The 12,287-nt window shown below is 67.5% G+C and carries 6 protein-coding genes; 2 read left to right on the top strand and 4 right to left on the bottom strand.

From position 1 onward, the window contains the following. The first annotated feature begins 243 nt into the window (after window positions 1–243). Together rpoB and OHT74_RS15950 are read left to right on the top strand one after the other, a co-directional pair. The gene (rpoB, locus tag OHT74_RS15955) at window positions 244–3,726 is read left to right on the top strand and encodes a DNA-directed RNA polymerase subunit beta (RefSeq protein ID WP_266664774.1); all 3,483 of its coding nucleotides are present in this window, start codon (window positions 244–246) and stop codon (window positions 3,724–3,726) included. A gap of 97 nt (window positions 3,727–3,823) precedes the next feature. Then, entirely contained in the window at window positions 3,824–7,723 is a 3,900-nt protein-coding gene (locus tag OHT74_RS15950; protein ID WP_266664772.1) for a DNA-directed RNA polymerase subunit beta', read from the top strand. A gap of 72 nt (window positions 7,724–7,795) precedes the next feature. Here OHT74_RS15950 and OHT74_RS15945 read toward each other — a convergent pair whose 3' ends face one another. The 4 genes from OHT74_RS15945 to OHT74_RS15930 all read right to left on the bottom strand — a co-directional run bounded on the left by OHT74_RS15945 (window position 7,796) and on the right by OHT74_RS15930 (window position 12,275). Continuing rightward, on the bottom strand, window positions 7,796–8,731 hold the full coding sequence (locus OHT74_RS15945; protein ID WP_328620561.1) for a M48 family metalloprotease: 936 nt from the start codon (window positions 8,729–8,731) through the stop codon (window positions 7,796–7,798). Between the two features lie 24 nt (window positions 8,732–8,755). Then, entirely contained in the window at window positions 8,756–9,034 is a 279-nt protein-coding gene (locus OHT74_RS15940; protein WP_328620560.1) for a Pycsar system effector family protein, read from the bottom strand. Window positions 9,035–9,245: 211 nt separating this feature from the next. Beyond that, window positions 9,246–10,367, bottom strand: coding sequence for a hypothetical protein (locus tag OHT74_RS15935; RefSeq protein WP_328620559.1), 1,122 nt, complete (start codon window positions 10,365–10,367; stop codon window positions 9,246–9,248). A gap of 12 nt (window positions 10,368–10,379) precedes the next feature. Beyond that, window positions 10,380–12,275, bottom strand: a complete 1,896-nt coding sequence (locus OHT74_RS15930; RefSeq protein WP_328620558.1) for a hypothetical protein — start codon at window positions 12,273–12,275, stop codon at window positions 10,380–10,382. Window positions 12,276–12,287 lie beyond the last annotated feature (12 nt).

Here is a 12,287-nt window from a genome sequence, read left to right as displayed (position 1 = left end):
GGGAAGGCCTGTTGCCGGTTTCCGGAAACCTGGTCTGGACATCAGTGAGCCAAGTGGCTACACTGACCCTTTGCGCTGCCTGTTAGCTGCCCCCTGCCCGTCGCCAGGGGCATGCCCACGCTTGAGCACACTTGATTGATACGCCCTGACCAGGCCTTATCGGCCAGATCAGGGGGGTTGTCTTCTGTGTCAGCTGGGACCGGTACGCGCGTAGTGAGTCCGAGCCCTCGGAAGGACCCCCTCTTGGCCGCCTCGCGCAACGCCTCGACCAATACGAACACCGGTGCCAGCACCGCCCCGCTGCGCATCTCCTTTGCAAAGATCAAGGAGCCCCTCGAGGTTCCGAACCTCCTGGCGCTGCAGACCGAGAGCTTTGACTGGCTTCTCGGCAATGCCGCCTGGAAGTCTCGCGTCGAGTCGGCGCTCGAGAGTGGACAGGACGTCCCCACCAAGTCCGGTCTGGAAGAGATCTTCGAGGAGATCTCGCCGATCGAGGACTTCTCCGGTTCCATGTCGCTGACGTTCCGCGACCACCGGTTCGAGCCGGCGAAGAACTCCGTCGACGAGTGCAAGGACCGCGACTTCACGTACGCGGCGCCGCTGTTTGTCACGGCCGAGTTCACGAACAACGAGACCGGAGAGATCAAGTCTCAGACGGTCTTCATGGGCGATTTCCCGCTCATGACCAACAAGGGCACCTTCGTCATCAACGGCACCGAGCGTGTCGTCGTGTCGCAGCTTGTCCGCTCCCCCGGTGTCTACTTCGACTCCTCCATCGACAAGACGTCCGACAAGGACATCTTCGCCGCCAAGATCATCCCGTCCCGGGGTGCCTGGCTCGAGATGGAGATCGACAAGCGCGACATGGTCGGTGTCCGCATCGACCGCAAGCGCAAGCAGTCCGTCACCGTCCTCCTGAAGGCTCTCGGCTGGACCACCGAGCAGATCCTCGAGGAGTTCGGTCAGTACGAGTCCATGCGCGCCACCCTGGAGAAGGACCACACCCAGGGTCAGGACGACGCGCTGCTCGACATCTACCGCAAGCTGCGTCCCGGCGAACCGCCGACCCGCGAGGCCGCTCAGACGCTGCTCGAGAACCTCTACTTCAACCCGAAGCGCTACGACCTCGCCAAGGTCGGCCGCTACAAGGTGAACAAGAAGCTCGGCGCCGACGAGCCGCTCGACGCCGGTGTGCTCACCACCGACGACGTCATCGCGACGATCAAGTACCTGGTCAAGCTGCACGCGGGCGAGACCGAGACGGTCGGCGAGTCGGGCCGGGAGATCGTCGTCGAGACCGACGACATCGACCACTTCGGCAACCGTCGTATCCGCAACGTCGGCGAGCTCATCCAGAACCAGGTCCGCACGGGTCTGGCTCGTATGGAGCGCGTCGTGCGCGAGCGCATGACGACCCAGGACGTCGAGGCGATCACGCCGCAGACCCTGATCAACATCCGGCCGGTCGTCGCCTCCATCAAGGAGTTCTTCGGCACCAGCCAGCTGTCGCAGTTCATGGACCAGAACAACCCGCTGTCGGGTCTGACGCACAAGCGTCGTCTCAACGCCCTCGGCCCGGGTGGTCTGTCCCGTGAGCGGGCCGGCTTCGAGGTCCGTGACGTTCACCCGTCGCACTACGGCCGCATGTGCCCGATCGAGACCCCTGAAGGCCCGAACATCGGTCTGATCGGCTCGCTGGCCTCCTACGGCCGGATCAACCCGTTCGGCTTCATCGAGACCCCGTACCGCAAGGTCATCGAGGGTGTCGTCACCGACGAGGTCGACTACCTCACGGCCGACGAGGAAGACCGCTTCGTCATCGCCCAGGCGAACGCCGCCCTGAACGATGAGATGCGCTTCACCGAGAACCGCGTCCTGGTCCGCCGTCGTGGTGGCGAGATCGACTACATCGCCGGCGGCGACGTCGACTACATGGACGTCTCGCCGCGCCAGATGGTGTCCGTCGCGACCGCGATGATCCCCTTCCTCGAGCACGACGACGCCAACCGTGCCCTCATGGGCGCGAACATGATGCGCCAGGCCGTTCCGCTCATCAAGGCGGAGGCGCCGCTCGTCGGCACCGGCATGGAGTACCGCTGTGCGGTCGACGCCGGTGACTCGATCAAGGCGGAGAAGGACGGTGTCGTCCAGGAGGTCTCGGCCGACTACATCACCGTCGCCAACGACGACGGCACGTACACCACGTACCGCGTCGCCAAGTTCTCCCGCTCGAACCAGGGCACCTCGGTCAACCAGAAGGTCATCGTCAACGAGGGTGACCGGATCATCGAGTCCCAGGTCCTCGCCGACGGTCCCGCGACCGAAGAGGGCGAAATGGCCCTCGGCAAGAACCTGCTCGTCGCGTTCATGCCCTGGGAAGGTCACAACTACGAGGACGCGATCATCCTGTCGCAGCGCCTCGTGCAGGACGACGTCCTCTCCTCGATCCACATCGAGGAGCACGAGGTCGATGCCCGTGACACCAAGCTGGGCCCCGAGGAGATCACCCGGGACATCCCGAACGTCTCCGAGGAGGTCCTCGCCGACCTCGACGAGCGCGGCATCATCCGCATCGGTGCGGACGTAGTCGCCGGCGACATCCTGGTCGGCAAGGTCACGCCCAAGGGTGAGACCGAGCTGACCCCGGAGGAGCGCCTGCTCCGCGCGATCTTCGGTGAGAAGGCCCGCGAGGTGCGTGACACCTCGCTCAAGGTCCCTCACGGTGAGATCGGCAAGGTCATCGGTGTCCGCGTCTTCGACCGCGAGGAGGGCGACGAGCTTCCTCCGGGCGTGAACCAGCTGGTCCGCGTCTACGTCGCCCAGAAGCGCAAGATCACCGACGGTGACAAGCTCGCCGGCCGCCACGGTAACAAGGGTGTCATCTCCAAGATCCTTCCGATCGAGGACATGCCCTTCCTGGAAGACGGCACGCCGGTCGACATCATCCTCAACCCGCTGGGTGTCCCGTCCCGAATGAACCCGGGACAGGTCCTGGAGATCCACCTCGGCTGGCTCGCCAGCCGCGGCTGGGACGTCTCCGGCCTCGGTGAGGAGTGGGCCGAGCGTCTGAAGGTCATCGGGGCCGACCGTGTCGAGCCCGGTACCAACGTCGCCACCCCCGTGTTCGACGGTGCCCGCGAGGACGAACTCGCCGGCCTCTTCGAGCACACGATCCCGAACCGCGACGGGGACCGCCTGGTCCTGCCGACCGGCAAGGCGCACCTGTTCGACGGCCGCTCCGGTGAGCCGTTCCCGGACCCGGTCTCGATCGGGTACATGTACATCCTCAAGCTCCACCACCTGGTCGACGACAAGCTCCACGCTCGGTCGACCGGTCCGTACTCGATGATCACGCAGCAGCCGCTGGGTGGTAAGGCGCAGTTCGGTGGCCAGCGCTTCGGTGAGATGGAGGTGTGGGCGCTCGAGGCTTATGGCGCCGCTTACGCCCTCCAGGAGCTGCTGACCATCAAGTCCGACGACGTTACCGGCCGCGTGAAGGTCTACGAGGCCATCGTCAAGGGCGAGAACATCCCCGAGCCGGGCATTCCCGAGTCCTTCAAGGTGCTCATCAAGGAAATGCAGTCGCTCTGCCTCAACGTGGAGGTGCTGTCCTCGGACGGCATGTCCATCGAGATGCGCGACACCGACGAGGACGTCTTCCGCGCGGCGGAGGAGCTCGGTATCGACCTGTCCCGGCGCGAGCCGAGCAGCGTCGAAGAGGTCTGACGGGCCTGACGGGGGGCTCGCTCAAGAGCCCCCCGTCATCCCCGGGACCGTTCAGACCATGATTGAGACTCGACCCCGAAAGAGGGATTGACGCACAGTGCTCGACGTCAACTTCTTCGACGAGCTGCGGATCGGCCTTGCCACCGCGGACGACATCCGAACCTGGTCCCACGGCGAGGTCAAGAAGCCGGAGACCATCAACTACCGCACCCTCAAGCCCGAGAAGGACGGACTCTTCTGCGAGAAGATCTTCGGTCCGACCCGGGACTGGGAGTGCTACTGCGGTAAGTACAAGCGTGTCCGCTTCAAGGGCATCATCTGTGAGCGCTGTGGCGTCGAGGTCACGCGCGCCAAGGTGCGTCGTGAGCGGATGGGCCACATCGAGCTTGCCGCTCCCGTCACCCACATCTGGTACTTCAAGGGCGTCCCGTCGCGCCTCGGCTACCTGCTGGACCTCGCGCCGAAGGACCTCGAAAAGGTCATCTACTTCGCCGCGTACATGATCACGTTCGTGGACGACGAGCGCCGCACCCGCGACCTCCCGTCGCTGGAGGCCCACGTCTCCGTCGAGCGTCAGCAGATCGAGAACCGCCGCGACTCGGACCTCGAAGGCCGTGCCAAGAAGCTCGAGACCGACCTGGCCGAGCTCGAGGCCGAGGGCGCGAAGGCCGACGTACGCCGCAAGGTGCGCGAAGGTGCCGAGCGCGAGATGAAGCAGCTCCGTGACCGCGCCCAGCGCGAGATCGACCGCCTCGACGAGGTCTGGGCGCGCTTCAAGAACCTCAAGGTCCAGGACCTCGAGGGCGACGAGCTGCTCTACCGCGAGCTGCGCGACCGCTTCGGTACGTACTTCGACGGTTGCATGGGTGCCGCGGCGCTGCAGAAGCGCCTGGAGTCCTTCGACCTCGACGAGGAGGCCGAGCGCCTCCGCGAGATCATCCGTACCGGCAAGGGCCAGAAGAAGACCCGTGCGCTCAAGCGCCTCAAGGTCGTCTCCGCGTTCCTGCAGACCAGCAACAAGCCCAAGGGCATGGTTCTGGACTGCGTCCCGGTGATCCCGCCGGACCTGCGTCCGATGGTGCAGCTGGACGGTGGCCGCTTCGCGACCTCCGACCTGAACGACCTGTACCGCCGCGTGATCAACCGCAACAACCGTCTGAAGCGTCTCCTCGACCTCGGTGCCCCCGAGATCATCGTGAACAACGAGAAGCGCATGCTTCAGGAGGCCGTGGACGCCCTCTTCGACAACGGTCGTCGTGGTCGTCCGGTGACCGGTCCCGGTAACCGCCCGCTGAAGTCCCTGAGCGACATGCTCAAGGGCAAGCAGGGTCGATTCCGTCAGAACCTTCTCGGCAAGCGCGTGGACTACTCCGCGCGTTCCGTGATCGTCGTCGGTCCGCAGCTGAAGCTGCACCAGTGTGGTCTGCCCAAGGCCATGGCGCTGGAGCTCTTCAAGCCGTTCGTGATGAAGCGCCTGGTCGACCTGAACCACGCGCAGAACATCAAGTCGGCGAAGCGCATGGTCGAGCGCGGCCGCACGGTCGTGTACGACGTGCTCGAAGAGGTCATCGCCGAGCACCCGGTGCTGCTGAACCGTGCACCCACGCTGCACCGCCTCGGCATCCAGGCCTTCGAGCCCCAGCTGGTCGAAGGCAAGGCCATCCAGATCCACCCGCTCGTCTGCACCGCGTTCAACGCGGACTTCGACGGTGACCAGATGGCCGTGCACCTGCCGCTCTCCGCGGAGGCGCAGGCCGAGGCCCGCATCCTGATGCTGTCCTCGAACAACATCCTGAAGCCGGCCGACGGCCGTCCGGTCACGATGCCGACCCAGGACATGGTCCTCGGTCTGTTCTTCCTGACCACCGACGGTGAGCTCCGTGACACCAAGGGCGAGGGCCGCGCGTTCGGCTCCACGGCCGAGGCGATCATGGCGTTCGACGCCGGCGAGCTCGCGCTGCAGTCGTCCGTCGACATCCGCTTCCCGGTGGGCACCATCCCGCCGCGTGGCTGGGTGCCGCCGGTCGCCGAAGAGGGCGAGCAGGAGTTCCAGCCGGGCGACAGCTTCCGTCTGCGCACCTCCCTGGGCCGCGCGCTCTTCAACGAGCTGCTGCCCGAGGACTACCCGTTCGTCGACTACTCGGTGGGCAAGAAGCAGCTCTCCGAGATCGTCAACGACCTGGCCGAGCGCTACCCCAAGGTCATCGTGGCGGCGACGCTCGACAACCTGAAGGCGGCCGGCTTCCACTGGGCGACCCGTTCGGGCGTCACCGTGGCCATCTCCGACGTCGTCGTGCCCGAGGCCAAGAAGGCCATCGTCGCGGGCTACGAGGCGATGGACGAGAAGGTCCAGAAGCAGTACGAGCGCGGTCTGATCACCAAGGACGAGCGCACGCAGGAGCTCATCGCGATCTGGACCAAGGCGACCAACGAGGTTGCCGAGGCGATGAACGCGAACTTCCCCAAGACGAACCCCATCTTCATGATGGTTGACTCGGGTGCCCGAGGAAACATGATGCAGATGCGACAGATCGCCGGTATGCGTGGTCTGGTGTCGAACGCGAAGAACGAGACCATCCCGCGTCCGATCAAGGCGTCCTTCCGTGAGGGCCTCACCGTTCTGGAGTACTTCATCTCCACGCACGGTGCCCGTAAGGGTCTGGCGGACACCGCCCTGCGTACCGCCGACTCGGGTTACCTGACCCGTCGTCTGGTGGACGTCTCGCAGGACGTGATCATCCGCGAGGAGGACTGCGGCACCGAGCGCGGCCTGAAGCTGAAGATCGCCGTTCGCGGCGAGGACGGCGTGCTGCGCAAGGCCGACGACGTCGAGACCTCGATCTACGCCCGCATGCTGGCCGAGGACGTCGTCATCGACGGCAAGGTCATCGCGCCGGCCAACGTCGACCTCGGTGACGTCCTGATCGACGCCCTGGTCGCCAACGGCGTCGAGGAGGTCAAGACCCGCTCGGTCCTGACCTGTGAGTCCGCGGTCGGCACCTGTGCCTTCTGCTACGGACGCTCGCTCGCCACCGGCAAGCTGGTCGACATCGGTGAGGCGGTCGGCATCATCGCCGCCCAGTCCATCGGTGAGCCCGGTACCCAGCTGACGATGCGTACCTTCCACACCGGTGGTGTGGCCGGTGACGACATCACGCAGGGTCTGCCGCGTGTCGTCGAGCTCTTCGAGGCCCGTACCCCGAAGGGTGTCGCCCCGATCTCCGAGGCCGCCGGCCGCGTGCGGATCGAGGAGACCGAGAAGACGAAGAAGATCGTCATCACGCCGGACGACGGCAGCGACGAGACGGCCTTCCCGATCTCGAAGCGCGCCAAGGTCATCGTGCACGAGGGTGACCACGTCGAGGTGGGCCAGAAGCTCACCGCGGGTGCCACCAACCCGCACGACGTGCTGCGCATCCTCGGCCAGCGTGCGGTCCAGGTCCACCTGGTCGGCGAAGTCCAGAAGGTCTACAACTCGCAGGGCGTGTCGATCCACGACAAGCACATCGAGATCATCATCCGGCAGATGCTCCGCCGCGTGACGATCATCGAGTCCGGCGATGCGGAGCTCCTGCCGGGCGAGCTCGTCGAGCGCTCGCGCTTCGAGACCGAGAACCGTCGTGTGGTCACCGAGGGCGGTCACCCCGCCTCCGGCCGTCCGCAGCTGATGGGTATCACCAAGGCCTCGCTGGCGACGGAATCCTGGCTGTCGGCCGCCTCCTTCCAGGAGACGACCCGAGTCCTGACGGATGCGGCGATCAACGCCAAGTCCGACAGCCTCATCGGCCTCAAGGAGAACGTCATCATCGGTAAGCTCATCCCGGCCGGTACGGGCCTCGCCCGCTACCGCAACATCCGGGTCGAGCCCACCGAGGAAGCGAAGGCCGCGATGTACTCGGCCGTCGGCTACGACGACATCGACTACTCGCCCTTCGGCACCGGCTCCGGCCAGGCTGTCCCGCTGGAGGACTACGACTACGGCCCGTACAACGGCTGAGTCGCAGCAGAGCAGTAACCGCAGGGCGGTCACCCGAGAGGGTGGCCGCCCTGCGGCGTTCCCGGCCACGCATCACAGGTACCGCTGGAGGTGGTGGAGCCGGGTGCGGTGGTCGGGGTGGTGCGACAGGAGGCGTGCCGCCAGCCCGGGCGCGGCGGACTGTTCGGTGAGCCGCTCGTGAAGGGACCGGGCGAGGGGCCGCCCGAAGCCGAGGCGAGCCGCGTGCACGTCGGCACGAAGCTCCGCCCGCCTGCCGACCGCGGCCGTCAGATAGGGCAGCACGAACAGGAGCAGAGGGAGGCCGTACGTGGCCTTCAGTGTGGTGAATGCCAGGTAGCAGGTGAGCACCGTGAGCACGCACAAGGCCATGCCCGAGGCGCCGCGCGCGGTCCGGATCATCCGGGGTTTCATTCGGGCCAGCCCCCGCCACACCAGGCGTCCGGGCATCGCGTACCACCAGCCGAGCATCCCCGACCACGAATGACCACTGGTGTGGTGTCCCAGCTCGTGCGCGAGTACGGCGGCCAGCCGGGAAGTGGGCAGGTCCCGCAGGGCCCGCCTGGTCACGGCGACGATGTGGCCGGCGGCGGCGAGGGCGTTCAGCTCGTCGCTGTCCTCGACCCACAGTTCGTACCGGCTGCCGTCCACCCCGGCGCGGGCCGTAACCTCGCGCCACACCGGCGCCAGCCTGGTCAGCTCGGTGGGGACGGGCCGGTGCAGGTGCAGTACGTGACGGGCGAGGAGCACTTCGGTCGGTCGGTGGAAAGCCAGGCCCCCGGAGGCTGCCCACAGCGCGACGGGCAGCCAGACCGGTACGCCCAGCAACGAGTCGAGTGCCAGGGCCACGGCCAGGACCACTGCGGAGCTGAGCAGGAACGCGGGCAGGTGCAGTGCAAGCCGAAGCCACACGGTGTGATCGGTCCGCCGCTGCCGGGCCCGGTAGGTGACACGGGTACCGGGGCCATTGCGGTATTCGAGGTCGTCGGGTGGCGCTGGTGTGTTGTCCATACGGGCCTCCACGGGCGGATCGGGTCAGTAGAGGAACAGGGCCGCGGGCAGAAGCAGCGCCCCGAAGCCATAGGCCACCAGGCCGACCCGGATCCACTGGTGCTTGCGGACTGCGATCAGGCTGTTCGCGGCCAGCGCGGCACGTACCGCGCTGCCCGGGTCATTGCCGGTGTCGGAGAGGGCCTCCGCCAGGCGGCCCTGCAGGTCGGCGGTGCGGATGTCGCCGAAGTAGGCCAGTGGGCTGCCCGCCTGCCAGTCTGAGCGCAGGGAACGGGGCAATACCGCGAGGAGAAGAGCCATCATGGCCACCGCCAGAGCCGCCGCACCGGCCCACCAGAGCGACAGGCCGCAGCCCGACAGGGAACCGGGGCCCGACGCGGCCCGGACTGCTGGCCACTGACTACACCGGCGGTCAGTCCCAGGGCTCCGACGAGCAAGGCCGCCTTGCTGTCGGCGCGGGCGATCTCGACGCGCAGGTCGGCGAGGAGCCGGACCGCGACCTCGTCATCGGCGGTCACCGGGGCTCACCGGGAGCTTCGGGAGAGGCCGGGGGAACCGCCGGCTGCCAGGTGGGTACGTCCGCTACCGGCTGCGCGGGTAGCCGTGCGGGGTCGGGCGCCGGCCGGGACACCGTCTTCTTCTCGGCTTCCTCGTCTTTCGGGCCCCTCTCGCCGGGTACGTGCTGCCCGAAAACGGCATGGAACGCGTCGATCGCGAGCCGTCGCGGTCCCTCCAGCTCGAATGGCTCGGTGCCCGTCTTGGTCAGCATCTCCTTGATCAGGTTCATCTGGGCCCGCACGCGGTCCCGCTGGTCCTCGCGAAGGGTGGCCAAGGCGTTCGCGGAGTCCTGAGGATGCTGAGCCAGGTGCAGGGCCCAGGCGTCGATACCGCCACGTGCCAGGTACTCGCGGTAGAAGTCGATCCGCTGCGCCTCGTATTCCTGCAGCTCCAGGCGCTGCTGGTGCTGCACTTTGGCGCGTGAGGCCTTTTCCAGATCGACTCGGGTGCCACCCTGCTGGGTGAGGAGCTCCTCGGCGGTCGTGTGCTCGATCGCCTGGAGGCGCCGGGCGTGGGCGACGTTGTCCTCGTCGCGACGGAGCTGGACGGTCCACAGGACTCGCAGGCCCCCCTCTTCACCCAGAGGTTTTCCCTCACGGACCACGATCAGCACCTCCGCCTCGGCGCCCGCGCTGTCGGCGATCGGGAACCGGCGGGTGACCGGACGGGCGGCCCGTTCGAGTTCCCCCAGCAGGAGTCGGGGGACGTCGCGGTGCCCGCTGCGGACGAATCGGACCGGGTCGGTGACCTGCCAGTCGAGTTCGACGCTCACGTCGAACTCGTGGGCGTCGTCGACGCTGGGCAACGGCACTCGGGTTCGTACGGCATGCACGCCCATGTCCACCTCGTAGACCGCGGTGTAACGCCGAGGGATCCGACGAGGTCGGTGCGGCGGGGGGAAGACCTCGAAGCCGCCACGCCTGGTCGTGTAGACGAGGGTGTGATCGATGCGGGTCGGCGGGCCGCCGGTCAGGCCCAGACGACCCAGCTGGCGGACCGTGACGACCGGATCCTTCAGCAGGGTGTGCCGGTCGGCGTGCTGGTCCCAGTCGGTGGAGCGGTACAGCGGGCTGGCCATGTCGGCCTCCTGTCAGGTGTGGGCCAGAGGACGGGCGAGAACGGCGCGCAGCCGGTCCGCGACCGCCGGCCGGGGCTGGCCATCCAGCCCCTGCAAGGTCTCGAGCAGGTGGTCGAGGCGGGCCGCGTCGCGGGGGCCGGCGGCGACCATGGGGAGCAGGCCCGCGAGGGCCCGTGCTGTGCCTGTGTCTGCCTCGGCGGCCCGGATCCAGCTCCGCAGCGCGTCCTCGGCGCGTTCATTCGTCGTACGGTCGTTGAGCGCGACCCGGAGCAATCGGGCGATGCCGGCCGAGGCGGAGGGCGACTGGGCCGCCGTACCCAGCAGGGCAGGACAAGCGGACTCATCGAGCCGTTCGCAGGCGGTGAGGAAGCCCTCCAGGGCGAGCGCACGCGCCGAAGGGTGGCCGTCGAGGGCAGGCAGCAGGGCGCCCAGGGTCGGATCGGATGCTGTCGAGAGCAGCAGCAGGGCGACCGACTGGGGGAGTTCCGCAGCAACCTGCTGGTCCCCTGCCCCGATGCGGGACTGCTTGAGCCTTCTGTCGTACTGGTGCCGGGCTTGTGCCTGAAGGGCGGAGAGCGTCTCGACCGGGCGCTCGGGACCGATCAGCCCGAGTGCCCGGACTCCCACCCAGCAGCGCTTCGGGTCCTGGTCGGAAACGCTCCAGGCGTCGACGATCCGCGGGATGTTCGGGGCTCCGATGCGGTGGGCCAGGGTAAGGGCGCTGACCGCCGTCAGCTGGCGCCGGGATTCTCTCGCCCCTGCCCAGGGCTCGATGATCAGAGCCATCGTCGACGGCAGGTCGGTGTAGGCGAGGACGGCGACGGCGGCCGCCGCCCGGGTTCGCACGAAGGGGCGCCCGTCGACGGAGAGGGCGTTGAGCCATTTGATCAGCGCAGGCCGGGCTGCAGGGTGGCCGGTCCAGACCTCGCGCAGCACGACCGGCGCCACACGTTCGTCGTGAAAGGCGGCCTTGACCTGCGTGACCGGCCCCCACTCGGTCATTTCCCTGTCGGGATAGCTTCGTGCCCGTGCGTTCTGAAGCCGTTTGCCGATGTGGGTGCCGAAGACTGGAATCGGCTTCTGGTACTTGTCGTCGCCGGTGCTGCGCAGGAAGCCGTACAGGATGTCACTGAGTTCCGCGGTCAGCGCGTACGGCCCCTGGTCGAAGGCGGCCAGAGCGATCAGGAAGGCCTTCTCCCGTAACTGCACCGGTGTCTCCGCCTCCTCGAACCACTCTTGGACCTGCGCTTCCAACGCGTCGAGCGAGTACTGCTCGATCCGGTCCCCGTCGGCCTCCGCGAGGACCGCGACGTAGCGCACGATCTCGCGGATCTGGCGCTCGTGCGTGAGGAACTCGGCAACGGCGGGCAGGGCCAGCAGCCGCTGCGCGTGTGCCGCGCCCGTCCTCTTGGGCAGCAGGGCCGAGAGGACGGTCTCCGCCGCGGGCGGGTGCCAGACGGCGAGCTCGACGGTGTCCTCGACGTATGGGCTACGGCCCGTGGTGATTACGAGGTAGCCGTTGAGTTCCCGCATGCGTCCGCTCAGCGCCAGCAGGTGGGCCTCCCGCAGCGGCTGCTCACGTGAGATGTCCAGGTCGCAGAGCACGTGGCCGGCGGCGCCATCACCCGAAGCCAGACGCAGGCTCAGCTCGCTCGGCTTCACGTCCCGGTCCAGGGCGCGGACCGGTGTGGCGCCGAGATGGTGCAGCAGCATGAGGGCCGCGGTGCGGCGGCCGGTGAACGGGTTACCCGCCAGGACGATCACCCGTTCCTCGCGCAGCCTCTCCAGCAGATGCGTAAACGGGGTGCCTTCCGGCACGAAGTCGTCGGCCAGCCGTTCCAAGGTCTCCGATGGGATCTCGCCGGGGACCTGCCCACTGAACCGCCCCGGCGTGTTCGGAGACTCCACTTCGTGAGGAGA

Source organism: Streptomyces sp. NBC_00354, from assembly GCF_036106915.1.
In the GTDB taxonomy this organism is placed as follows: Bacteria; Actinomycetota; Actinomycetes; order Streptomycetales; family Streptomycetaceae; genus Streptomyces.
Note: the sequence above shows the minus strand (reverse complement) of the source record. Positions and strands in the feature narration are given on the sequence as shown.

Excerpts from the sequence above, each read along its gene's own strand:
- OHT74_RS15945 (WP_328620561.1), bottom strand. The coding sequence starts at position 8,731 with ATGGACAACACACCAGCGCCACCCGACGACCTCGAATACCGCAATGGC.
- OHT74_RS15940 (WP_328620560.1), bottom strand. The coding sequence starts at position 9,034 with ATGATGGCTCTTCTCCTCGCGGTATTGCCCCGTTCCCTGCGCTCAGAC.
- OHT74_RS15935 (WP_328620559.1), bottom strand. The coding sequence starts at position 10,367 with ATGGCCAGCCCGCTGTACCGCTCCACCGACTGGGACCAGCACGCCGAC.